This window comes from Vibrio cortegadensis (genome assembly GCF_024347395.1).
In the GTDB taxonomy this organism is placed as follows: Bacteria; Pseudomonadota; Gammaproteobacteria; order Enterobacterales; family Vibrionaceae; genus Vibrio; species Vibrio cortegadensis.
This window is the reverse complement of sequence record NZ_AP025473.1, coordinates 715910-740439: the sequence shown is the minus strand read 5'-3', so window position 1 is coordinate 740439 and position 24530 is coordinate 715910. Positions and strand designations below refer to the sequence as shown.

Below are 24530 nucleotides of genomic sequence, written 5' to 3'. Positions count from 1 at the left end.
GATGAACGGTTTTATTGCATATTTTGCCCAGCGCAGTTTCCTTGCTCGCATCATTACTGTGATGGTACTGATGATCGGAGCCGCCTCTCTGACGACCCTAAAACTTCAGGAGTTCCCAGACATTGCTTTTGCTGAAGTGGAGATCACCACCCAATATCCGGGAGCCACCGCACAAGATGTTGAAGTTAATATCACTAACTTAATCGAAAAAGAGCTCAAATCCGTTGAAGGTATTCGTAAATTTACGTCTGAATCTTCCGATGGTTCTTCATATATCTCTATTGAAATAGACGAAGCCGCAGATACACCCAAAGTTCTACGAGACATACAACAAGCCGTAGACCGAGTCACGGGCTTGCCGAAAGATGTGAAAAACCCACCAGCGGTCGCCCAGAAAAGTACCTCATCCTTCGAAGTATTAACCTTTGGTATCAGCCTCAAAGGTTTGAACCAAGAGCAATACGATGAAGAGCAATACTCACAACTTCAAGCTTACACTCGACAACTGGAAAACCAGCTAAAAGGCGTTTCTGGTGTTGGTACGGTGGCCATGACGGGCTTTAACGAGCGTGAATTTTGGATTGAGGTCGATCCTGAAAAAGTAAGTCGTTATCAGCTCACGTTCAATGAAGTCATTAATGCCGTCAATAATCGTAACCTTTCTTTGTCTGGTGGCGTTGTTGAGTCTTGGAACAGTGAACAAAAAATTGTCACCATGACTCAAGTTCAATCGGTAAAAGAGCTGTCAAAAACAATCATCAAGGTTCTACCTACTGGCGGACTTGTGCGCTTATCTGACGTTGCTGATGTGATTGATACCTTTGAAAAAGCGTCTCAACAAGGTGTTCTGAATGGCGAATCTGCCATTTTATTTAGCGTAACCAACTCAGCAAGTGCGGATATTATTGCGACCATCGCCAATATTAAAAGCTTCCTTGAGAGTGAACAGCGCCAAATTGGTGAGGTGTTTTCATTCGATTACGGCTTAAATCTTGGCGATGACATGAGCGACAAGTTCTCTATCGTCTCGATGAATGGCAGTATTGGTTTGATCTTAGTACTCGCGATATTAAGTATGATACTGAAACGTCAAATAGCCTTTTGGGTATCGGTATCTATTCCATTTTGTATTTTGGGGGTAATAGCAATACTACCCATTCTAGGCATGAATTTAGACAGTATCACTCTCGCGGCTTTACTACTGGTTATCGGTATTATTGTTGATGATTCAGTCATTGTGGCAGAAAGCATTTACCAACAAAAAGAGTCTGGCAAAAGTGCCCTTGAAGCTGCCGTAGTTGGTACAAAAAATGTCATCAAGCCTATTATTGCGAGCTTAACGACTACCGCTTTGGTTTTTATTCCGATGTTTTTTATACCGGGGACAATGGGTAAGGCTATTATTGTGATCCCAATTACGGTGATTGCGGCATTACTCTTCTCTTTAGCTGAATGTACTTTCACTCTACCAGCGCATTTAGCCGACTCTCTAGCGACCAAAAAAGCGCAATCCAGTTCAAAGGATCACTTCCAAACCATCACCAAATTCTATTCTCGCCTTCTTGATTGGTCTCTGCAATTTAAGAAAAGCGTCTTGCTCATCGCCCTTTCAGCACTTGTTGTCGGAATTGGTCTTGCAACGCAATTAAAGCTCGATATTTTTCCATCAGAATCGGCAAAATACATTGAGGTGTATACTGAAGTTCAGCCAGGAACGCCATTAGAGCAAGTTCGTAAAGCCCACGCTCAATTAGAATCTGCAATAAGTGCTTTACCAAGCAATGAGCTTAAGAGTTATGAATTCACTTACAGCAGCCCTGTCACGACTGGTCTGATTGCGCTTACTAGTTTCGAACAACGAGATCGAACCGCTGACAATATTATTTCTGATCTTAACCGCCAGTTAGAAGGCATCGATGGCTTACCTTTCATAAAACTGTCTGTGGATGCGGGTGGCCCTCCTCCTGGTGAGCCAGTTGAAGTTCGCGTATTAGGCGGCACAATAGAGGAGCGAAGTTTAGCCGTCGATTCTGTAACTGAATGGCTGCATAACCAAGAAGGCCTCGATAAGGTCACGAATAATGAAGCGTTGAAAGATCCGCAACTGCAGATCATTCCTCAATATGAATGGTTAGCTCGCTATAACTTAACCGTTGCCGACTTAGCTTCCACTCTACGCATTGCATTTGAAGGTGACAGCGTAACCTCAACTTGGATTGAAGATCAAGAAGTGGATCTACGTGTAATCCTAAACGATAAGTATCGCAGTATCGAAAAGCTAGCGACCACAAAAATCTATACGCCATCGGGAACACAAGTTCCGTTGTCGAGACTAGCAAAAGTCACTCAAGTTGAAGCACCGCGTCTCATTAAGCACTACAACGGAACCCGTGAGATCACCGTTACGGCTCAAATCACAGATGACAACCTTAGCTCGGTAGATTTAAGCTTAGCCATGCTAGCGGATTTAAAGGGCACATACCCATCAAGTGTGAAAATAGAAGCTGGCGGAGAAGCTGAAAGCACCAATGAAACCATGAGCGGGTTTGTTGTCGCTTTCCCTGCAGCCATGATTGGGATTTATTTCGTTCTCGCCATCATGTTCAACTCTCTGCTACAGCCACTATTAATTATGCTAGTGATCCCATTTGCGGTCATTGCATCGTTAATGGCGCTATTTGTTCACATGCAACCTATATCTCTTTTTGCCTTAATTGGTGTGCTTGGTATGACAGGGGTTGTGGTGAATAACTCTCTGGTGCTAATTAATAGAATCAACGAACTATTAGCCGATGGCAACCTCTTAATCGACGCAGTAAGGGAAGCCGCCATCAGTCGATTGAGACCGATTGTTCTTACCTCTCTTACCACTGTCGTTGGGCTGCTTCCTTTAGCCTATGGTGTCGGTGGTACTGATGTATTTATGGGGCCGATGTCTTTGACTCTCGGATATGGACTGCTGTTTTCACTGCCGATAGTGCTGCTGGTAATCCCATGCCTATACTTACTTTTCTTCAGCCGAACTCATAAGAAATCACCGAGTAATCAGTAACCAATTCGCGAGTTAAAACATAATCTAAAGCCCACGCCATTATTGGTGTGGGCTTTTTTCATTACTTTCTTCACAACGAACTTATCTGCCCTTTTCCTTATGACTCTGATGTTGATTTCTTGCCTCCCCCACTCGAAATTGTAAAGGTGGGTAAAGTTAAGTAAGCCTATGCAAATAAGCTTTATAGGGCAGGATATATTCATATTATGTTCTTCAATCATTCACTTGTTATTAAAGACTGCCCCTTATGTTTAGATTTACCGCTATCCTCACTTTACTTTGGTTACCAAGTATGTTGGTTAACTGGGAAAGCTTAGACAACTTTTTTACCTGGCGTCATCAATTGACGATGTACACTGGCTTGCTTGGTCTAGGTTATATGGGACTAGCGGTTTTGCTTGCAGTTCGCTTTCGTTGGGTAGAGAAGATCGTCAAAGGTCTAGACAAAGGGTACAAGCTACACAAAAACGTAGGAATAGGGGCAACAGTTGCTCTTATCTTTCACTGGTTAGTAATCAAAAGTGGACCATGGTTAGTTGATGCTGGGGTTTTCGAGAGACCAAATCATGGGGCACGACCAGAGCTTGAAAGTATCAATTGGCACGCAATAGCAGAGCAAGTTGGTGATATATCTTTCAAAGTATTCCTAATATTCAGCATCATTAGCCTGTATCAAGCCATCAGCTATAAGACATTCAAGCACACCCATAAAATCGGTGGTCTATTGATGATTGCTGGTGTTTTCCATACGCTACTCCTACTTGATTGGAATATCGGTACAGCCCCAATGAACATTGCTATTGCCATCATATCTATCGTTGGTATCGGATGCTCATGGCTTTCACTGACAGGTAAAATTGGTAAGAAGAATCAATCTGAAGGACAAGTGGCTAACGTTGAAGCCTTCTCTGTCAAATCTGGTCAGAATATGGCAATCCGGTTTTCGATTAAATTGACATCAGACATGAGTTACGAAGAAGGACAGTTCGCGTATCTGAATTTCTATGATGGTGAAGCCCCTCACCCATTCTCCATCTTGAATTTCGACGCTGAAAAGCAAAAAATTGAGTTCGGAGTAAAAGATCTCGGCGACTACACTCATAAGCTGGTTAATAACCTTGAAATTGGACAAAAGGTGACGGTTGAAGGTGGTTACGGTGCATTCCAGATCCCTAAAGTTGAGAGACAAGTTTGGATTGGAGCGGGGATTGGTATCGTACCCTTTATATCTCGTCTTTATTGGCTAAAGAGAAAAAGTAATAAACAGCAGCTAAAACTCGAAGAAGTCCATCTGTTCTACTGCGTGAATTCAGAGAAAGAAGCGTTCTTCCAGAATGAGATCTTATCTCTTCTTCAGCGCCTAGATTTTGTCAAGTTACACATGGTCATTGCCGAAGCTGGTGAGCTTCTGGATAGTAACCAAATTGTAGAAAAGATGAATGGCAACCAGTTTGAGACCTGTTTCTGTGGTCCAACACTATTTGGAAACCTACTCAAGAACGATCTTATTATTGCGGGAGTTCCACCCGAACATTTCCATACGGAGCTTTTCAACATGCGTTAAGCTTTTGTCCTAGAACACCCTTTAGTATGTATTAAGCACAATAAGCTACATGTACTTTATTGTGTTGTTTAACTCAATAAAAAAGCCAGCGGAATCATTCAACTGGCTTTTATTTCAATGGAGTAGTGAGTTACGCAACAACTGCCATTAGGGCGTTAGAATTCGTAGCTAACACCAACAGAAACTAGGTACTCTTTCTCATCATAGAATGCGATGTTTGATGATTGAACATCATATCCTAGCAAAGAAACGGCATTCCAATTTTCCCAACCCATTACGTCTTTGTACTCATAAGCGGCAAAAATACCGTAAGAGTTATCTTTACGCTTAACATTACCCAGTTTAGAGTTAGCAGCATCGTAGCTTGTGTTCATGTATTCCGCAGAAACAGATAAAGCATGGTTACCCATAACGCGCTGATATGACAACTCTAGACCGTAGCCTGTATTTGACATCGCTTTACCATCTGCTGAAAAAGATTTGTAGATAATGGCAGGAGATAGCATTGATGTTTCTGACAAGAAATGGTCGTAAGAGAATGATGTATAGATACCGTTACCGTCACGTGCTAAATCTTTGTCTTGAGCCGCAAGCAAGTCATTATCAACTTCACTGGTGTAGTAACCTAAGTCAGCAGAGAAGTCGCTTCCCATAATGCCATCAAGTTGAAGACGGTAAGCATTACCTGTAATGTCCGTTGCTTTACGTTCTGTACCTGTTAGATACGGATCTTCCCACGTTTCGCCACCAATGATTGACGGAAGGTAAGAAGCACTCACAACCATGCCACTTTCAAATTCTTTCGCATAACCAAGCTCTAATGCAAAATCACCTACGGCAACATCGCTTTCAGATGTACCAAAAAAGATCTGTTGATCATTATTCGAACCAAAAGTATACGTTAACTCACCCAGCGGTGCCGTTAGAAACTCAGATTCAGAACTACCTGCTGAGTCTAGGGTGCCGTTCTTCGTTTTCGTATCCATGTTAAAGTTACTTTCACTCGACATGACCCCTGTTAATAGAGCAATTTTACCGCCGAAGCCGCTTTCTTCAGATAGTTCAGCAAGCGTAGGAAATGACATAAGGCCAGCAAGAACTGACAGGCAGACTAGATTTTTTTTCATAATGATCTCTATAGTGATATGAAGTGGGCGGGGACAAATTAAATGTTTAACAGTGAAAAAAAAGTCGAACCTATCATTCACAGAGATAAATAAAGTAGTAATGTGTCAATAAGGTGAATGCATGCACAAACAAAACAAATGTATGGAACTTAATACCCATTTTAGACCACACTACTTCATCAAATACTGTCCTATCCCATAACTAGTTACCGAACATACACTTATGAATGATGAGCATCCCTGCCACGACACTCTCATTGAATAGCCTATATAAATGTCACACCATGCGCGTTCAAAAAATAAACAAATTATTGATATTTAAGAATAATTACCAAAACCTTCAAAGAGAGTATAAATTTGAAATATTTGGTTTAGTTCAATATTTAAATGACAAGATTTTCAAAACACGGGGTCGAGTCACACATCTTAACAGCATCGCTTTGCGATTCGATGACAAGTTTGCTACGTTTAAAAGACGAAATGCTCGTATGAAAAGGTATTATCTATGAAAGTAAACATCCAAACTCATCACGTATCAATCAACGATGATTCACGGAAAGAAATTGAACACAAATTCGAAAAGATATCTTCTCACTTCCCAGATTTAATCAGTTGCGACATCATCATTACAAAGGAACACGGCGAACATAATGTTGAGACTTTTACTAACTACGAAGGCGTTCGAGTTTCTGCAAAAGCAACTGATAAAGTAATGTATCCAGCGATTGCAGCTGTGCTTAAAAAACTAGAAACAGGGCTTAAAAACAGAAAAGGTCAGCTTAAGTCTGATCTTCATGAAAAACCAACAAGTACTAAGCCTGAAATTGCATCAGACATCATTCAAGAGATGAAACTAGTTTAATTAAATATTGATTCAAATGAAGCCAGCACGAGTCGTGCTGGCTTTTTTAGTTTTGGTTCGTTTGAATGATAACCATCAATACAGTCGCGTTTCCCGTGAACCATTTCACTGCATAGAAAAAGAGAGGCAACTAAAATCATTAGTTGCCTCTCTACTTACTGGTTCTATCTTTCAGTTACCGACCATCGGTTATGCGATGGCTTCCTCTTTCTGCTTTTCCTCTTGTAATTTGTTTTTATGATGATTTCTCTCACCAACAAATGCATAAATCAAACAGATGATTGAGGCTATACAAGAACCGATTAAAATCATGAAGCCGCCATCCCAGCCAAAGTGATCAACCGTATAGCCAAGTACCGCATTAGCAGCAACGGCTCCACCTAGATAACCAAACAGCCCAGTCAAACCAGCAGCGGTTCCTGCCGCTTTCTTCGGTGCAAGCTCCAAAGCATACAGACCAATCAGCATTACAGGACCGTAAATAAGGAACCCGATAGCAATTAAGGCAGCCATATCGACACCAGGGTTACCTGCTGGGTTAAACCAGTAAACAAGTACCGCTACCGTAACAAGAACCATAAATAAGATCCCTGCCGGTGCTCTTCTGCCTTTGAATAATTTATCTGAAATCCAACCACATAACAGTGTTCCAGGAATGCCCGCCCACTCATACAAGAAATAAGCCCATGACGATTTATCAACCGTAAACTCTTTCGCTTCTTTTAAATAAACGGGAGCCCAATCCAATACACCATAACGAATCAGATACACGAACGCATTGGCGATCGCGATTGACCACAATAACTTGTTAGAGAATACGTACTTAAAGAAAATCTCTTTCGCCGTCATCTCTTTCTCATGAGACTCATTGTAATCATCTGGGTAGTCATCTTTATACTCTTCAATCGGAGGAAGACCACACGATTGAGGCGTATCTCTCACGGTAAACCAGACAAAAATAGCCACTAATGTTGCGAAGAAAGCAGGGACATAAAATGCGGTTCGCCAATCATCATTAAAAGCCCATAGACCCAAAAGGAACATTGGCCCAATTAAGCCACCACCAACGTTATGGGCGACATTCCACACCGACACCACTTCACCGCGCTCTTTTCGAGACCACCAGTGAACCATGGTTCGTCCACAGGCGGGCCACCCCATCCCTTGGAACCAACCATTAAGAAACAGAAGAATAAACATTGCGGTAATGCTGCCTGTTGCCCACGGCATAAAGCCGAAACAGAACATCACGATGGCTGACATTAATAGGCCAGCACTGAGGAAATACCTCGGATTCGAGCGATCCGAAACACTGCCCATTAAGAATTTTGATAAACCATAAGCAATCGAAACAGCCGCTAAAGCTACCCCTAAATCACCTCGGCTGTAGCCCTCTTCGATCAGATATGGCATCGCCAAACTGAAATTTTTACGGACAAGATAATAGCCCGCATAGCCAACAAAAATACCAAGAAACAATTGCCATCTTAAGCGCGTGTAAGCGCCGTCGATCTGATTTCCGGCTAACCGCTCCATGTGTGCTTTGGGTTTAAATATGCCAAACATAGTAGACCTCATTATTATATTGAGTTTACTTTCGAACGAATTAACAATCACGCGTTCGAAGCTTGCGGCATTGTGGACACGATATGCAATCAGAACTGTGACAAATGTTTACAATTTTAATTTCACACATAAAAACAAATGATTAGTTGTAATTGTTGTTAACTTCGTTCGAATTATTCGTTCTCACAAAAATGTCCGATTACGAATCAAGTGAACAATAATAAAGGAAATGCTCATACGAAATTACCGTCTTATATACTCATTGATTGTTGGATAATCTATCCAACACAAAAATCCGGGCATAAAAAAGCCGCAAACAAACTTACGTTCATTTGCGGCATTTTGTTCGATGTCAGATCTAAAACTGAGTACGTTATGTCAGCGATCTCTTGGCTGAATTAAGCTTGAGCTGCAAGTTCACTCTCAGCGGAAAGACGAGCATCTTGTGCTTTAGACATCTTAATTGCGGCTATTGGCCCTGTAATAAGGGTAATCGCTATAATGAGTGACACAGGCACCGCAGTGATCACGATAAACGATTGAAGTGCATTTAATCCCCCTTCACCAGCCATCAATAATACAGCCGCAACACAGCCCATGATGACAGCCCAGAACAAACGCTGTTTGCGATCTGGTTCATTATCACCAGAAACCACCATGGCAATGGAGTAAGCCATAGAGTCACCTGTCGTCACGACAAACGTTGTGGTCAAAACCAAGAACGCAGGAAGTAGAATTTCACTAAATGGCAGCTGCTGTAGAGATGCCAGCAGTACCGCAGGCAGACCGGCGTCAGCCAATGGTCCAGATATTACCCCAGGAGTTTGCAATTCAAGGAAAATACCCGTACCACCAAGAACTGAGAACCAAAAATTGGTCACAATCGGAGCCCCAACAGCGACCGCAAGTACTAATTCACGGATGCTACGACCTTCAGAAATACGCGCGATAAAAATTGCCATCATTGGAGCAAAACCGATAAACCATCCCCAGAAGAACCAAGTCCACCAAAGGTTCCAGCCAGGATTGCTATCCGTCACGCTCATGGTCGGCATATCTTTCAAGTAGGTCGCAAACGCGAGACCAAACTGTTCGAAAATAAATTGGGTTGGGCCTAAAATCAAAATAGCCAACAGTAGTGCGAACGCCCCAATAACATTAAGACGGCTCAACCACTGTAAACCTTTATCCATTCCTGATGCCGCAGAGGCCGCGCAAACAGCCACGACAACAGCGAGGATCATTAGCTGTGAACTCATGTCATTTTTTAGCCCAGTTAACACTTCTAAGCTATAGCCCATCTGGGAAGCTAAGAAGCCAATCGGACCAATCGTTCCGGCTGCAACCGCAATGATTGAGCACGCATCAATAACCGCACCAAACCAGTGGTTCTCTAAGCGATCACCCACAATAGGAAATAACAGAGCGCGTGGACGCAACTTGATTCCATGATTATGATGAGCATACATAAGTACGATCGTAGCTAGTGTTCCAAGTACAGACCAAGCTAAGAATCCCCAATGCAAAAAGCTTTGACTCAGAGCAGGCACAATCGCGCTCGCACTAGAGCCCGCAATATCTGGGTAACTTGCTGAAGGCGTAATGAAATGATAAATCGGTTCAGCTGCAGACCAAAAAACACCGCCACCCGCCAATAGCGTACACATGATCATCGCTAGCCAGCGAAATGTGCCTATTGTCGGTCTGTTTTTGGTTCCCATACGAGTTTTACCGTAGCGAGTCGCAGCAATAAACAGTGCCACTGCAAAGTTTGCCACCATAAGCCATTGCCAAAAGTAGCCAAATTGCCCGGCAGCTTTTGAGAATAAACTCTGGATTAATACGGTAAAGCGAGGGAGATCAATGATCGCAGCCAATAAAAATAGGCTGATGAATCCAATAGTGAGAATTGGAACAAGTTGGACGCCAATACGGCGCTTTGAGGTTGTTTCTGTTACGGGTAAATCTTTGCCAATCTGGCATGCATCGGTTAGCATAAAACGCTCACGTAGTGTGTGAGGGGCGTCATATTACCAGTCTGATGCATTTTTACCAGACCAAAATGATAGATTGCTCACATAATAATCACAATCAATCGATAGAATACATATTAAAACAGCTAAATTTGATGTTTATCATAATGTTAGCAACATGCTTAGCATTGCTGATTTATTTGATTGAGAACCTTATTGAAGCCACTGTTTATGCTTTACGAGCACAGATGAAATATATTTATAAATCAAAGGGTTTTGTATAAACCTGTCATACCTTCCTTTGCGTTATACGATCTAGAACCCTACCGAAAATGCCATTAACGCACGTACTTAGCATCTAGGCTGACGTACCAATGATATAAAATTCCATCATCTTGCTTCACCCAAACATCATTGGTGTAAGCATCGATTTTCCCATTTACCACCAGTGCCAATGTATTTTCCGCACTACCCTTCAGTTTTACAAAGGGATCAGTCGTAATAAGGAAAGGAGTATGATCTTTTACATCCTCACCCTCTAGAGTAATAAAGTAGTGATACGTCAATGGGAGGCTAGGATCCCCAGAGTTATATCGAAAACCAACCAGTTTAAAAGACGCATTAAGATCTAGATCTAATGTCTGTTTCTCTAAACTGGCTTGAGGCGGAAGAAATAACCACCCTACATAACTCACGGCAGCAAAAAGAATTACAATCAAAACCGCTTTTAACACCTTCATAAAAATCACTCATTCTCTCAATAAAAAACCAACTAATGATACCACCGATATCGCGTCTCTAGCTTTACTGTTTATTTGATCAAAATCCATCACTTTTTCGTATAGAATCACGCTATTACATTATGGTTTGTGTAATACTCACGACCAAACAGGCTTTCACATTTCTAGGGATTAAAATGACTGCAACCGCCTATCTAAACTCATTAAATGACCGCTACTTATCTGTTCACAGAACCAAAGAAGATTTCTTTTGGGAAACCTATATGGGCGTGAGCGACGACCACGATGGTTCGACTCAAGCTCAAACTAAGTGGACAGAATTCTTAAGCGCCGCTGAACAAATTTCTGCAATAAAAGCGCAGATCGATAGCCTCAGTGCACTGCCTGATTCTGAAGAAAAACAGCAGACTCTCATCGGACTCAACGGTTGGTTGGCAACATTTCAGGCTCATGCGATTGAATCTGAAGATACTCAAAAACTGAAATCAGAACTTATTCAGTTTGAAGCGGACCTGTTTGAAAAGAAACAAAACCACATCATGACTTACACGGATGAAAACGGACAGCAAGCGGAAGGCTCTTTACCGGTTCTAGGATCTAACATTCGTACCAGCGCTATTGAAAACGTTCGTCAATCTTCGCATCAAGCCTTTCTCGATCTTGAACAATGGCTTTTAAAAAATGGCTTCTTAGAGCTTATCAAGCTTCGTAATAAATTCGCTCAATCTCTAGGGTACAAGACTTTCTTTGATTACTCGATTGTCAAAACGGAGCAGATGACAACAGATGAGTTGTTCAGCATTTTAGATGACTTTGAAGCACGCACTAAAGATTGCCATCAAAAGAGCCTCGACAATTTGGCGAAGGACAAAGGCCAAGATGCATTAAAAGGCCATAACTTTGTATTCTCTTTTGCTGGTGACGTGATGCGCGATTTAGATCCATACGTCCCTTTTTCTCAATCACTACGTCGCTGGGTAGAGTCGTTTGGTCGTCTGAATATTGATTACTCAGGCGCTGAGTTGACGCTCGACCTTCTTGATCGTAAGGGTAAATACCCAAATGGATTCTGTCACGGTCCGGTTCCATCATTCTACAACCAAGGTGAATGGGTGGCCGCTAAAGTCAACTTCACCAGTAACGCTAAACCGGATCAAGTTGGCAGTGGCTATGATGGTATTAATACTTTATTCCATGAAGGCGGCCATGCGGCTCACTTCGCCAACGTAAAAATGAACGCTCCTTGTTTCTCACAAGAATTCGCTCCAACATCAATGGCTTACGCTGAAACACAATCGATGTTCTGCGACAGCCTTCTCAATGACGCCGATTGGTTAAAACAGTACGCAGTTAATGCAGAAGGTCAGGCGGTTCCAGATACGTTGATCCGAGCAATGATCGACAGCAAGCAGCCATTCCAAGCGTTCTCAGAGCGTAGCATCCTTGTTGTACCTTACTTTGAACGTGCGTTGTATCAACTAAGCGATGATGAGCTAAACGCTGAAACCATTACTAAACTTGCTCGCGATACTGAAAAGAAAATCTTAGGTTTAGAGTGTAGCCCTCGCCCTCTAATGGCCATTCCACACTTATTGTCAGATGAATCGGCTTGTGCTTACCAAGGTTACTTGCTTGCTCATATGGCGGTATACCAAACGCGCGCTTACTTCACAGAAAAATTTGGTTACTTGACTGATAACCCTGAAATTGGACCTCTGCTTGCCGAGCATTACTGGCATAAAGGCAACAGTGTGAATCACAACGGTACGATTTTGGCGCTGACAGGTGAAGGATTTAATGCTAAATACCTTGCCGATGAATGTAACCTAACTTCAGAGCAAGCGTGGGAAGTTGAGAAGGCCAAAATTGCGGCACTGTCGACCCGAACCCGAGCAGAAGTGTCCTCACTTAACGCAGCGATCAATATCGTGGATGGTGAAACACAATTAGCAAACAACTCAACGTCAGATTGCAGTATGTGTGACGATTTTGAGCAGTACATCATCTCTACCTACGGTCGATAATTCCACCTCTACGGCTACCCTATTTACTTAGGGTAGCCTTCTTCTTTTCCCGCAACATCCACAAAACAGAACAACTTGTTCTAAATTCTAGGTTTGCTCCCTGTAACCGCCTCGCTTATATTAGGCGCATAAGCCCTATTCGGAGTGACAAATGTATCACGCACACGTTTATTTTGGTTTGCTACAAAAATCCAAAGCAACAGAATTAAAGAAGAAAATAGAACAACAGAGAAGTGACATCATCACTCAATTTCCTCTCGTTGAGCGCTTAGTGGGCCCGCACCTGATGCCAATGTTTGAAATTCACTTCAAAGACAACAGCCAAAACTTCATTGAATGGCTAGATGAAAATCGTAATGGCATGGATGTTCTGATTCACCCAGTTGGAGGTGATGATCTGATTGATCATACTGAACATGCAGTCTGGTTAGGCCGAGAACTCGGAATTGATGAAGCAGGCCTTTAAGGTGCGCGTGAATCTAACCTTCTAAATCCTTAGAATCGAGAACTCTAAATAAATGCCGAATCAAAAAATTCGGCTTTTATTATTTTAAGACCGCCATGATGGCGCATTAATACCAATCACAGTAAGTAGATTGTCATAAAAAGCTACGATTGGTATAAGCAACGTTGTCATCCGCGACCACTTGTCCATCCTTAATGGTGACAATTCGATGAGTTCTTTGAGCCAGCGCATTATCGTGTGTCACTATAATCAGCGTCCTGCCCTCTTGATTCAACTCATTGAATAACGCTTCAATTTCCGCCCCAGACTTAGAATCTAACGCGCCTGTCGGTTCATCTGCGAGAATTATTTGCGGATCGTTCACTAATGCACGAGCAATGGCGACACGTTGTTTTTGCCCCCCAGAAAGCTGATTAGGCTTATGATGCATTCTGTCGCCCAAACCCACTTTATTTAGTAATGAGGCGGCTTTCGCTCTTCTTTCTGACGCTTTCACTCCTCTATACACTAAAGGTAATGCGACATTTTCTAATGCACTTGCGTATTCCAGCAAGTTAAAGCTTTGGAAAACAAACCCAATGTTCTGATTTCGAATTTTCGCGAGTTGGTTCCCAGTTAACGCGGATACATCTTCCTCATTCAACAAGTACTCCCCAGCGGTTGGTTTGTCTAAACAACCAAGCATATTCATTAGTGTTGATTTTCCCGAGCCTGATGGCCCTAATATCGACAGAAATTCCCCTTTATTTATCGACAGAGAGACACCGTCTAATGCGCGAACTTCTTCATCACCACTCTTATAATGCTTACTGATCCCTGTAAGCATCACTAACGGTTTATCTACCGCTATCGTGTCACTACGATTCCAATCTTTATTCACTTTGTAATGCCTCTAAAGGTGTAATACTTGCCGCTCGATTGGCAGGAAACCATGCCGCGGCAACGCCTACAATGCCCAATCCAAGAATAACCAAACCAATAATGGGTAAAGAGAGTTCGGGGGTTGGCTGACCAAGTTCGTCATATAACCCATTGCCAGACAAAGGTAGAATTTGAATGATTCGGACCAAACCAAAAGTGGCCATTAAACCCAACACGCCCCCCAATAACATGGTAAGAAGTGCTTGAACTAGGTAGTGAGCTCTAATAATTGACGGGCTTGCTCCTACCGCCATTCTGAGTCCAATGTCTCTCGTCGCACGCTTAACCGTTGCATACATAACATTCGCGATGCCAATTCCAGCCACCCCTAGCGTCACCAGTCCAATAATGCCTAAAAAGCTTTGTAAGCCGATTAAAAAGCGACGCATGGTTTTTTGTCTCAGTAACATATCGTTAATTTGAATCAACTGTTCGTCCTCAATGCTGCCCCCATACTTTCTCGCAATCACCTGTTTGAGCGTGGTGGCCACTTGCTTACGGCTCACCCGTTCGGAAGGCTCGATATTAAATGCTGAGATGCCACTATTTGGATGAAAGCGCTGCCAAGTTGAGAATGGAACAAATATGGATTCATTGAGTGGTACGCCTTGTTCAACACTCGCGCTACTGTTTTTAATCAACCCAATAACCGTAAACTCATCACTACCCACTTTGACCTTTTTTCCGACGGGATTCACTTCTAACTTAGGTGTATTAATCCAGTCAAAATCATCTGACTGATTAAACAGGGAGATCGCAGCACTTTCTCCCATGACAATCACCTTCCGCTGCTCTTTCATATCCATTGGATTGAACCAACGTCCACCAGCGGTAATCTTCAAGCCGGTTAAACGTTGATACTCAGGCATTACTCCCAAAGGGTTTTGCCATGATCGGTGATCTTCAAATGTCACACGGGCATTCCATTCAGCGGACGGTTGAACACTTTTAACACTGGGTAAAGATTGAATGACGTCCAGATCATCAAAGTGCAGTTTGAGCTGTTTTCCGACATGGAAGTTTCCGTAATCCTTAGTCGCATAACCACCGGTTAAGTATATTAACTTGCCACTGCCGCTCTCTGAACTTCGAATCAATCCTTGGCGTAACCCCTCACCGGCCGACAACATAGTCGCAATACAGAGCGTTGCCCATGCGACGGCTAAAATGGTCAGACTTAAGCGTAACTTTTCTGCTGCCATCTCTTGGAATATTTGTCTTATCGGAAGCATCATCAAGCCCTCGCATTCAAAGCATTAACAGGAACAAGATTTGAAGCACGACGAGCGGGAAAATAGGCGGCAACCAAAGCAAGAACGGTGATCACTCCTAAAGACATCCAAACCGCATCGAGAGTTATCATGGGAGAGCCAAGCCATTCAGGCATGCCGATATAATTTAATAGCGCAATAAACGCATATGAGAAGGCGATACCAATGATCGTCCCGCAAGCCACAAGAATTCCACCTTCAATAACGAACTGCACAAGGATATTATTAGGTGTTGCCCCTATCGCTAAACGCACTCCAATTTCACGTGTTCTCTCTGTCACCGATAAGAACATTATGTTCGCAACCCCTAATGCTCCAACCGCTAACGTCATTGCACCACTCGCACCTAAAAACAGTTGAATACCGCGGAGTAGCGTTTTGAAGAATTTGGCCTCTCTCCCCAAATCAGGCATATACATCGCATTTTTATCACTAGGATCAAAGTGCTGCTGTTTAGCAAAAAACGACTGCAAACTCTTACGCAAAATCACACTCGAAACGGTTTCAGAGGGCGAAACGAGCAGCATGATGGGTTTACTATTCCACAAGTCATTAAATGTCGTACTTGGGATCATAACTTGGCTCTCTTCATCATTGAGCGAAATTCCATTTTCATTCTTTTCGGTTATTCCGACGACGACAAAAGGAATACCGTTAACTTTCAACATTCCCCCAATTCTCAAATTGCCTATTTCAGCGAGTTGCCAACCTATCACGGCAGCCCGGTTGTGATTAGATAAATCGCTGCGACTGATGGCGCGTGATTTTTTGATTAATTTGAGGTTTCGCAATTTTAAAAATTGGTCATCAATCCCACTGACGTTGCCAGGTAATGTCCGCCCTTGTATATCCGTGACGCTTGCGTCCCATTTACCATAAACCACTGAAATATTTCGTATTGGTGACTGCTTCGATGTCGCATTATTCATCGAAGGGTTGAGTAATTGTCGCATCTCTGTTTCTGTGGGAGATATATCTCGCCTTGCAGCTAACCCCTGCCAAGGCTTTGTCGTCTGCTCGGGGAAAATCAATTGCGTATCGCTCATCAATAGTGCAAAAGATTTCGTATTCGTTTGATAGAATCCCTCACCTAAACCCACCAAAACGAGTACAGAAATAACGCCCCACATGATGGCGAGGATTGCGAGAAAACTGCGTAATCGATGCGCGAATAAGGTTTGAAAGGTCTGAGACAAAAGCGCAATCATGACTCTAGCGCCTGCGAAATCAAAATGATGGTTTTATCATCCAATTTGCCCACAGATTGAAGCAATGAAATACGATGACGCCAGTATTGATACAGTAATGATTGCAGTGCATTCTTGCTTGAGAACAAGCGATTGTGTGCATCAATAACATCCGATGCTTCCGCCATTCCCGCAGCATAAACGAACTGTTTACTCTTTAGCACTCGCTCACGAGATTCAACTTGCTGCTGCGCAATTTCAACACGTTGCCAATCAATCGATAGCTGTGAATAACGATTTGAAATTGTACTTTTGATACCGATTTCTACCGATCTCGCTTCCTCTTTTGCGCGTAAAACTCGCAATTTTGCACGATCAACATTTGAACTCGTCGCGCCATTCAAGTCCAACGGTACGCTCAAATTTAAGCTGGCACTGAATTCACCGTCGCGCTTACTGCCATCACCGTAGTCGACACTTCCGGTTACCGTTGGGTAATACCCTGCTTTTGCTTTTTCACTCTCCAGCTCTACCACTCGAACATTTTGCTTCGCAGCCAATAATTCCGGACTGCTGTTACTCGCTAATTTTAGCCAGTTGTTCTCACCTTTCACGATAAGTTGAGGCTGTTTCAAATCTGTTGTATTAATTTCGTCCACCACATCCGATGGGAGATTAATCAAAGAGATCAGTACCGCTTTTTTATCAACCACATTTGATTGATTTGTGAGTATTTCCGCCTGTTCATCAACATGATTAGCACGCATATCTTCAAGTTCAGTGGATTGAATCTTACCCGCGTTATAACGCTGTTGTGTAATATTCAACATTTTCTCTCCCTCTGAGAACTTCTGTTGCGACAACCGAAGATCACCTTGAGCCTGAGCTAACCCTAAATACGCATTTATCAGTCGAGCGGCGAGATCATTGTGGCTCTGCTTACGTTTCAGTTGAGCCGAAATATACGACGCTTGCGATTGATCCAGTTCCGACCATTTACTGCTATCCCATAGGGTTTGATTTAAGCTGATACCATAACGATTAGAGTTAGCACGGCCTCCATTGTTTCCGGTTAAATCCGTCCAATGACTACTCGCAGTGATCTCAGCACTCGGCAATAGCGCACTTTTGCTTGATCGTATTTCAACTTCGCTTATTTGCTCATCTAATTGTGATTGCTGGTAAGTAGGGTCGTAATATTTTGCGGCTTGCCATGCCTGTTCAATGGAAACCGCATGAGCCGATAAACTAAAAGCGGTGACCATCAGACCAGTGAATACAGTGCAACGACCTTGAGCCTTGATGTTAAATTTACGCATTTGGATCTCCCATCATCATACTGATATCAATGATCGACTCTCCACTCCCTAGTCCTGAAAGCACTTCTACACTGATTCCATCAGAGAGACCGAGCGTCACTTTTCGAGGGGCATACCCGATTTCTGACTCATCAGGGATCCATACTTCAGGTTGCTCTCCATCAAAATTCAAGGCGCGTTCTGGGATTGTAACCACTTCTGTCGCGTGTTTTAGTGTGATCTGAGCCGTAGCCGAAAAACCTGATCGAATGGTTATCTCTGGTGGAAATTGAATATTGCCAACTTCAACTTGGAAGCCATTATCAAAACTTTGAGATCCGTTTGATACTGTGCCGTTTAACGTTTCAGACTGCACCGCTACTTTGCTTAAAATACCTTGCATAACAATTTCAGGGTAAGGTGCAAGCGTAACGCTGACTGATGTCCCGACTTTTAGTTGCGCCGCATCATGCTCACTCACACTTCCCTTAAAAATCATATCCTGCATATCTGCGATAGACATCATTTCGGTTGCCTCTTGGCTCGATTCCGTCGAAATAATTGGCTCTCCAATTTCGACTTTTAAGTTCAAAATCGTGCCGTTTATTGGCGCTGTAATGGTCGAAGTTAACTTTGAGTTACCAACCGATGATTCTCCGCTTCTAATCAAATCAAAGTTCTGCTTTTTCTGCTGAACATCAGCCAAACTGGATTTCACGTTCGACTTTGCTTGGATGTATTCGCCATAGTTTTTCGGGATGATATTTTGCGCAACCAACTGATTTAAATTTTCAAGCTTCTGTTGTGACGATTCTAGTTCAGCTTCACTTCGCATGAGCTCGGTATTAGCTTGTGTTAGCGCAGTAGGCGTTGGGTTCGGTCGCACCTTGATAAGAGGGGTGCCTACGGTAACTTCATCCCCCACTTGGTGATAAACCTCTCCAACAATGCCATCAATTTGAGACTTAATAGAAATAGAATGAGCAGGGACAATTTTTCCAACCGCAACCGCTTGTTTTTTGATGGTGCCTAATGTGGCTGAGATAGTAGGAAGAACATCACTCGATGTCGTAGATGGTGCGGTAAAGTAATAGCCAACTCCGGCAAGCGATACTGTAAATAATGCGATGAAGGCCCAACGTTTTTTCATGGTGTATTCCATATTCTATGTAAGTAAATGATGTTGGCAATAATGCTGAACAAACATCAGAATTCGGGTCGATATTGATGAAATTCAAGCAATATTACTCCCTTCATATCTCGCTGTATGTATGGATTTGTACTGTTTTGTACTCCTAGAGAGAAACGTCATTTACTTATCCCGATAGCCTGTTTAGACTCTGCGCACTTTCCTTTTGAATGGCATAAGTCTATGACTTTTTCTGAACTCGCATTGAACCCGGCACTTATCGCTTCCTTGCCTTCATCGATCAATACTCCCACACGCATCCAAGAGTTAGCCATTACGGCCACTTTGACGAAAAAAGACGTGCTTGCATTAGCGCAAACGGGCAGTGGAAAAACCCTGGCATTCGGGTTGTCGTTACTGCAACAACTGATTTGCCATTCAAAAGATGAATCTGAGCTTGGGGTTAAGGGATTAGTGATTGTCCCGACAAGAGAGCTTGCTGTACAAGTGAGTGATTCGCTGCAAAAGAGCGCTCAAGCGGTTAGTGTTCGCTTAGTCACGCTATGCGGAGGGATGCCTCAAGAGGAGCAGATCGCACAAATGGATCGAAATCCTCACCTCATCGTCGCAACGCCAGGTCGCTTATTGGATCTTGTTAAACAGAAGCATGTTGATCTCAATTCACTGACTCAACTGGTATTAGATGAAGCGGATCGGCTGCTCGATATGGGGTTCTGGCCTGATATCCAAACACTGCTTGGCTTAATGCCAGTCTCTCGTCAAACATCTCTATTTTCAGCCACATTGCCTGACAATTTACGATCTCTTGCAATGGAGATATTAGATGAGCCACTACAACTTGAAGCTCACACAGCAAACAGCGTTGTAGAAGAGATTAATGAACAACTCTACTTGGTTAATAAAGGAAGCAAGACTCAAGCTTTACTTTCGTTAATCAAGCAAAGCGCTTGGAAGCAAGTGTTAGTCTTCATCAGTGCGCGTGACAATGCCGATAATCTCACAAAAAAACTGGCCAAAGCAGGCATATCTGTCGCGGCTCTGCATGGCAATAAAGATCAAGCAGTGAGAGAACAAACATTAGACGATTTCAAATCTACTAAAATCCAAGTGCTAATTGCAACCGATGTCCTAGCTCGTGGCATTCACGTAGAAGCACTGCCTGTAGTGATCAATTTCGACCTACCGCTTAGTGCGCCTATATACGTGCATCGAGTAGGAAGAACAGCCAGAGCAGGCCAAAGCGGTTTAGCCATCTCATTAGTGTGTCATGGGGAAAGCGAGGCATTAAATGCAATCCGATCTCTGACGAAGCGTGAGTTATCGTTATCGGAACTTAACGGGTTCCCGGTCACAGATAAACCGACCACCAGCAATTCAGGGGAAAGGAAGCGCGCACCAAGAGATAAGCAAGCTAATCGAAGAAGTGCAAAGAAGCGCAGCATCAAACAATTTAAAAGTAAAACGGATCGCTAACCAGTCGCTAAAAATATGCAATGGCCTGATTCACTACGATGAAGGCCGCTAACTCAGCGTCGACTTTAATTCGGTATTTTGTGATGAGGTATTTACTTTAATTAACCCCCTACGCTAATCAAATGACGCTAAGTTAGTCGTTGAATCCATTACATAGCAAGTGGAGTCTTATGAGGTCGAGATAGGAAGAAACCTTGAAACAGGTCGACATTACATTGCAAGCAATTATCTAGTATGTCTTGAGTTTCAATACCTTCAGCGATCACCAGTGATTGCACATCACGCCCCAAATCCACCGCATTTTTCATCACTTGTTCCCCATCAGGAAAAGGAACGTCCACAATACTTTTATCCAGTTTTAAAAAATCAGGTTGGATGATTTTAACCCGAGAAATGGTCGAGTGATCCGTTCCGTAATCATCCACCGCGACTCTGATATTGCTCTTTGCCAGAGCTCGAATGCCGCTTATCGCAAGATTCTTATCGCGCCCTTCAAATTCCATAATCTCATAAATGATTTGATCAGATCTTAACTGCAATAGCGCTAATTTCTTTAATAAACTATCAATCGCGGTTTGATCGTTTGCGACAAGTTCAAAAATTGGAGGGGCTACATTAATAAATATACATTTATTTCTATAGATAGAGCGTGAAAAGTTGATGACATGAATCGCAGAGCACATCAATGTGGAAAAAATTGACTCTTCATCATCTCCTTCTATGGATTTAAAATAGTCGTAAGGGCTAACTGGGTTCCCTTGAGAGTCAGAAATTCGAACTAAAGCCTCAACACCATAGACTTCCATATCTCTGTCATAAATAGGTTGATAAAAACTATTGAAAGACATGCCATGATGCACAGTGTATGCAAAGCCAGCTTCGTCGAGCCTAATGAGCTTCTCAACTTTATCGCGTATCTTTATATAGTCGTACTCAAACCCCATGGACACTCATCCTCAATAAAAGCAGATACAAAAAGCCTAACACAATTGTCAATGTCATAGGTCTAGATTCGTAAGAAGTTGTAAGCAGCTCACTCATTCAATATCCCATACTTTATTTTGATTAAAATTCAGCCCGACAACGCTCAAACTATAGACAAACCAACATTGAGCGATCGCAAAGCTAGATGCTTCCCCCTGCATACTCATCACATAAAAAACTAAAAAAATGGCAGGCTTGTTAGGGCCTGCCTAGATGTCTTTTTCGTTTCAATTTGAATCTATGTTTCACTCTCTGTCACGGTAAGAGGAGATACAGGCACTTCTAAGAAACACGCAATCACTCGATATAACTCAGCCTCATCGACATTAATCACCCCATCAGACTCGATAGCAAGACGACAAGCCTCTAAGAATGCCTGCTTGTGCAATGGTTTAAGCTGAACTAAAAGTTGCAGTGCCACTTTGGTCAGATCCCAATTCGCGCTCTTGGCTTTTAATTCAGGTTTGGACATCTGAATATGCTCACAAGCCAGAGTAAAAGCATGATTCGCTTCGGCTTCACTGCTGTGACAAACCCAAACCAATTCATTCAATACCCACCGAGTACTTTCTTCTATCTGAGTCAGCGTTTTATTTTGTTTAACATGGCCTTGAACAGGTAAAAGTAACTTCTCCACCAAGTTAACCACGCACCACTCATCAATCGAATACTCATTGTCGGTATCCGCAAGAGCCTTTAATACATCAAGCAGCTTTTCAATTTGAGGAGGACTCATCGATTTAAGCGCTGGAATTGATAATTCTAAAAGCGATAACCGCAAATGCGAGGGGACTTGATAATCTAACCATGGTGATATTTTACCCCATAACCCCATAGGAATATGACGAGCAATAATATCCCGTTGTTCATCACTACGATCATAGATCAGAAGCAATGGTATGAAACGCGCGCTAAATGGCTCCCTTGCAAATCCCAATAATTCATCAGGGAATTGTGCAATCACTTTCTGGCCAATGTCACCGATATCTTCGGCAACCAAACCATTGGCCAAAACAGAACCACCTAACGCAACAGAACCGCCAACCACAACAGAATCTAACATCTCACTATTTAGCACTCTGCCACGGTTGGATTGAGAAGAAGACTTTGCTTGTCCGCGGCTCTCACTTTTCCTATTGGTTCTTTTTTGTGGTGAGGTAAAATTGCCATCCCACTGTGGTTCAATTCGCTGAATACGATTCTCTAATGGTGGGTGAGTCGCAAATAAGTTATTAAACCCTTTAAGCTGACTCTGACCAAACATCATATGACTCGCTTCTTGTGCATCACTTGACGCTAATAAGGATTGCTCAGAATGACCACCAATTTTCTTAAGCGCCCCCGCAATACCTTGATCGTTGCGAGTAAATTGAATTGCACTTGCATCAGCCAAAAACTCACGTTGACGAGATATCGCCGCCTTTATCATTGAGCCAAATAATGTCCCCGCCCAACCGACAAGCATAAAAGCAATACCAATCAAAATAAGCGCACCGCCACTGTCTTTTGAATTCGATGAACTGGATCGACTGTAACTGCGGTATCGTGAAGTATCTAACACAAAACTGCCAACATGCCCAAGACACGTGATGCCATATAATAGCCCCATTAAACGCATGTTCAATCGCATATCGCCGTTAAGAATATGACTAAACTCATGAGCAATAACGCCTTGTGTCTCTTCTCTATTAAAGCTGTCTAGTGCGCCTTGCGTAATACCGATAACAGCATCATCGACACTTAACCCCGCAGCAAAGGCATTGATCCCTTTTTCATGTTCAAGTAAATATACCGGAGGCACTGGCATTCCGGATGCGATAGCCATCTCTTCGACGACATTCAATAGTTGCCGATGTTGAGGGTTTTCCGTGTTTGATGAGAGTAAACGTCCGCCCATTTTTTCGGCCAGTCCTTGACCTCCGCTATTAGAAAGCTCGATCAAGCGAAAGCTCATCGCACCTAGCACTGCAAACGTCACGCCTCCAAGAGACATTAATCCATAACGAATCATTTCAGGTTTGGTGACACTGTCACCAGAAACCTGAACATGTGCCGTAACAATAACTACACTGAGAATGGCACTTATCACCAATACGGCACAAACGAGTAAAAAAAGAAGTAGCCCCGTTTTTTTTCTTGCTTCTTCCTGATGTTGGAAGAAATCCATTAGAAACTAACCTTAGGAGCTGCTTGCATGGCTTCACTTTCTGCAAATTCCAACAATTTACCATCTTGAAAGTTAAACATATTGGCAAAAAATAGAGGTGGGAATGTCTGTTTGTAAGTGTTGTAAGTGGTCACTGAATCATTAAATGCTTGGCGAGCAAAAGCGACTTTGTTTTCGGTACTCGTCAACTCTTCTTGCAGGTTTGCCATTGTGTCATTTGCTTTGAGCTCAGGATAAGCTTCAACGACAATATTCAGTTTTCCTAGCGCACCTTGAAGTTGACCTTCTGCTTGATTTAACTGTTTGATCGCACTTTCACTGTCTGGATTTTCACTTGCTGCTTTAAGACCTGACATGGCTTGATTTCGCGCTTGAATCACTCGTTCAAACGTCTCTTTCTCATGCTCCATATAACCTTTTGCGGTTTCAACAAGGTTTGGAATTAAGTCATATCGTCTCTTTAACTGAACTTCTATTTGAGAAAAGCCATTCTTAAAACGATTTCTCAGCGTTACCAGTTTGTTGTAAACCGAAACCGCGTAAATCGCCAAAAACACTAAAATAACAACGAATACAATCAATGCAGTCATACTACTATCCATATTTTATTTAAATGAATCAGTTTTATAACAGCTATTTAGGTGATATGCATCCGCAATCTATAAAATCAGGATCAAGTCTCAATGTTAGCCAAATAATGATAAA

Annotated in this window: 18 protein-coding genes; 6 read left to right on the top strand and 12 right to left on the bottom strand. The window is 42.7% G+C overall.

Translation table 11 applies throughout. The features are described 5' to 3' along the window. Position 1 precedes the first annotated feature (1 nt). On the top strand, positions 2 to 3052 hold the full coding sequence (locus OCV39_RS17595; protein WP_261889554.1) for an efflux RND transporter permease subunit: 3051 nt from the start codon (positions 2 to 4) through the stop codon (positions 3050 to 3052). 247 nt (positions 3053 to 3299) lie between these two features. Next, positions 3300 to 4616, top strand: a complete 1317-nt coding sequence (locus tag OCV39_RS17590; protein WP_261889553.1) for a ferredoxin reductase family protein — start codon at positions 3300 to 3302, stop codon at positions 4614 to 4616. 155 nt (positions 4617 to 4771) lie between these two features. Here the strand turns inward: OCV39_RS17590 and OCV39_RS17585 are convergent, their stop codons facing one another. Beyond that, the gene (locus tag OCV39_RS17585; RefSeq protein WP_136995207.1) at positions 4772 to 5743 is read right to left on the bottom strand and encodes a DUF2860 domain-containing protein; all 972 of its coding nucleotides are present in this window, start codon (positions 5741 to 5743) and stop codon (positions 4772 to 4774) included. Positions 5744 to 6248: 505 nt separating this feature from the next. Here OCV39_RS17585 and hpf point away from each other — a divergent pair. Next, positions 6249 to 6605, top strand: coding sequence for a ribosome hibernation-promoting factor, HPF/YfiA family (hpf, locus tag OCV39_RS17580; RefSeq protein ID WP_017054418.1), 357 nt, complete (start codon positions 6249 to 6251; stop codon positions 6603 to 6605). Between the two features lie 189 nt (positions 6606 to 6794). On the opposite strand, the gene glpT is transcribed toward hpf, so the two are convergent. The 3 genes from glpT to OCV39_RS17565 all read right to left on the bottom strand — a co-directional run bounded on the left by glpT (position 6795) and on the right by OCV39_RS17565 (position 10884). Beyond that, positions 6795 to 8171, bottom strand: a complete 1377-nt coding sequence (gene glpT / locus OCV39_RS17575) for a glycerol-3-phosphate transporter (RefSeq protein WP_113800162.1) — start codon at positions 8169 to 8171, stop codon at positions 6795 to 6797. Positions 8172 to 8569: 398 nt separating this feature from the next. Next, entirely contained in the window at positions 8570 to 10168 is a 1599-nt protein-coding gene (locus OCV39_RS17570) for a BCCT family transporter (RefSeq protein ID WP_113800160.1), read from the bottom strand. 314 nt (positions 10169 to 10482) lie between these two features. Next, complete coding sequence (locus tag OCV39_RS17565) at positions 10483 to 10884, bottom strand: hypothetical protein (RefSeq protein ID WP_261889552.1); 402 nt, start codon at positions 10882 to 10884, stop codon at positions 10483 to 10485. 176 nt (positions 10885 to 11060) lie between these two features. On the opposite strand from OCV39_RS17565, the gene OCV39_RS17560 reads away from it, so the two are divergent. After that, entirely contained in the window at positions 11061 to 12908 is a 1848-nt protein-coding gene (locus tag OCV39_RS17560; RefSeq protein ID WP_261889551.1) for a M3 family metallopeptidase, read from the top strand. Positions 12909 to 13059: 151 nt separating this feature from the next. Then, entirely contained in the window at positions 13060 to 13374 is a 315-nt protein-coding gene (locus OCV39_RS17555; RefSeq protein WP_017054423.1) for a DOPA 4,5-dioxygenase family protein, read from the top strand. A gap of 133 nt (positions 13375 to 13507) precedes the next feature. On the opposite strand, the gene OCV39_RS17550 is transcribed toward OCV39_RS17555, so the two are convergent. The 5 genes from OCV39_RS17550 to OCV39_RS17530 are packed head-to-tail and all read right to left on the bottom strand — an operon-like array spanning position 13508 to position 19213. Then, positions 13508 to 14200 (bottom strand): ABC transporter ATP-binding protein, encoded by a 693-nt coding sequence (locus OCV39_RS17550; protein WP_050988755.1) that lies wholly within the window; start codon positions 14198 to 14200, stop codon positions 13508 to 13510. A gap of 46 nt (positions 14201 to 14246) precedes the next feature. Continuing rightward, positions 14247 to 15530: an ABC transporter permease gene (locus OCV39_RS17545; protein WP_261889550.1), complete on the bottom strand. Its 1284-nt coding sequence runs from the start codon at positions 15528 to 15530 to the stop codon at positions 14247 to 14249. After that, positions 15530 to 16774 (bottom strand): ABC transporter permease, encoded by a 1245-nt coding sequence (locus OCV39_RS17540; protein ID WP_017054426.1) that lies wholly within the window; start codon positions 16772 to 16774, stop codon positions 15530 to 15532. The genes OCV39_RS17545 and OCV39_RS17540 overlap by 1 nt, the downstream gene beginning before the upstream one ends. Beyond that, positions 16771 to 18072, bottom strand: a complete 1302-nt coding sequence (locus OCV39_RS17535) for a TolC family protein (protein WP_390903253.1) — start codon at positions 18070 to 18072, stop codon at positions 16771 to 16773. Before OCV39_RS17535 ends, OCV39_RS17540 begins: the two co-directional genes overlap by 4 nt. Beyond that, on the bottom strand, positions 18065 to 19213 hold the full coding sequence (locus tag OCV39_RS17530; RefSeq protein ID WP_261889549.1) for an efflux RND transporter periplasmic adaptor subunit: 1149 nt from the start codon (positions 19211 to 19213) through the stop codon (positions 18065 to 18067). Before OCV39_RS17530 ends, OCV39_RS17535 begins: the two co-directional genes overlap by 8 nt. Before the next feature lie 210 nt (positions 19214 to 19423). Here OCV39_RS17530 and OCV39_RS17525 point away from each other — a divergent pair, with 210 nt between their 5' ends. Beyond that, positions 19424 to 20674, top strand: a complete 1251-nt coding sequence (locus tag OCV39_RS17525; RefSeq protein ID WP_261889548.1) for a DEAD/DEAH box helicase — start codon at positions 19424 to 19426, stop codon at positions 20672 to 20674. Between the two features lie 149 nt (positions 20675 to 20823). Here OCV39_RS17525 and OCV39_RS17520 read toward each other — a convergent pair whose 3' ends face one another. The 3 genes from OCV39_RS17520 to OCV39_RS17510 form a co-directional block, all read right to left on the bottom strand. Next, the gene (locus OCV39_RS17520; RefSeq protein WP_261889547.1) at positions 20824 to 21618 is read right to left on the bottom strand and encodes an EAL domain-containing protein; all 795 of its coding nucleotides are present in this window, start codon (positions 21616 to 21618) and stop codon (positions 20824 to 20826) included. Between the two features lie 278 nt (positions 21619 to 21896). Next, the gene (locus tag OCV39_RS17515) at positions 21897 to 23825 is read right to left on the bottom strand and encodes a M48 family metallopeptidase (RefSeq protein WP_261889546.1); all 1929 of its coding nucleotides are present in this window, start codon (positions 23823 to 23825) and stop codon (positions 21897 to 21899) included. Next, the gene (locus OCV39_RS17510) at positions 23825 to 24415 is read right to left on the bottom strand and encodes a LemA family protein (protein ID WP_017054432.1); all 591 of its coding nucleotides are present in this window, start codon (positions 24413 to 24415) and stop codon (positions 23825 to 23827) included. Before OCV39_RS17510 ends, OCV39_RS17515 begins: the two co-directional genes overlap by 1 nt. Positions 24416 to 24530 lie beyond the last annotated feature (115 nt).

Excerpts from the sequence above, each read along its gene's own strand:
- OCV39_RS17595 (WP_261889554.1), top strand. The coding sequence starts at position 2 with ATGAACGGTTTTATTGCATATTTTGCCCAGCGCAGTTTCCTTGCTCGC.
- OCV39_RS17565 (WP_261889552.1), bottom strand. The coding sequence starts at position 10,884 with ATGAAGGTGTTAAAAGCGGTTTTGATTGTAATTCTTTTTGCTGCCGTG.
- hpf (WP_017054418.1), top strand. The coding sequence starts at position 6,249 with ATGAAAGTAAACATCCAAACTCATCACGTATCAATCAACGATGATTCA.
- OCV39_RS17555 (WP_017054423.1), top strand. The coding sequence starts at position 13,060 with ATGTATCACGCACACGTTTATTTTGGTTTGCTACAAAAATCCAAAGCA.
- OCV39_RS17570 (WP_113800160.1), bottom strand. The coding sequence starts at position 10,168 with ATGCTAACCGATGCATGCCAGATTGGCAAAGATTTACCCGTAACAGAA.
- OCV39_RS17560 (WP_261889551.1), top strand. The coding sequence starts at position 11,061 with ATGACTGCAACCGCCTATCTAAACTCATTAAATGACCGCTACTTATCT.
- OCV39_RS17585 (WP_136995207.1), bottom strand. The coding sequence starts at position 5,743 with ATGAAAAAAAATCTAGTCTGCCTGTCAGTTCTTGCTGGCCTTATGTCA.
- OCV39_RS17545 (WP_261889550.1), bottom strand. The coding sequence starts at position 15,530 with ATGATGCTTCCGATAAGACAAATATTCCAAGAGATGGCAGCAGAAAAG.
- OCV39_RS17510 (WP_017054432.1), bottom strand. The coding sequence starts at position 24,415 with ATGACTGCATTGATTGTATTCGTTGTTATTTTAGTGTTTTTGGCGATT.
- OCV39_RS17515 (WP_261889546.1), bottom strand. The coding sequence starts at position 23,825 with ATGGATTTCTTCCAACATCAGGAAGAAGCAAGAAAAAAAACGGGGCTA.
- OCV39_RS17520 (WP_261889547.1), bottom strand. The coding sequence starts at position 21,618 with ATGGGGTTTGAGTACGACTATATAAAGATACGCGATAAAGTTGAGAAG.
- OCV39_RS17550 (WP_050988755.1), bottom strand. The coding sequence starts at position 14,200 with ATGCTTACAGGGATCAGTAAGCATTATAAGAGTGGTGATGAAGAAGTT.
- OCV39_RS17525 (WP_261889548.1), top strand. The coding sequence starts at position 19,424 with ATGACTTTTTCTGAACTCGCATTGAACCCGGCACTTATCGCTTCCTTG.
- OCV39_RS17590 (WP_261889553.1), top strand. The coding sequence starts at position 3,300 with ATGTTTAGATTTACCGCTATCCTCACTTTACTTTGGTTACCAAGTATG.
- OCV39_RS17540 (WP_017054426.1), bottom strand. The coding sequence starts at position 16,774 with ATGATTGCGCTTTTGTCTCAGACCTTTCAAACCTTATTCGCGCATCGA.
- OCV39_RS17530 (WP_261889549.1), bottom strand. The coding sequence starts at position 19,213 with ATGGAATACACCATGAAAAAACGTTGGGCCTTCATCGCATTATTTACA.
- OCV39_RS17535 (WP_390903253.1), bottom strand. The coding sequence starts at position 18,072 with ATGCGTAAATTTAACATCAAGGCTCAAGGTCGTTGCACTGTATTCACT.
- glpT (WP_113800162.1), bottom strand. The coding sequence starts at position 8,171 with ATGTTTGGCATATTTAAACCCAAAGCACACATGGAGCGGTTAGCCGGA.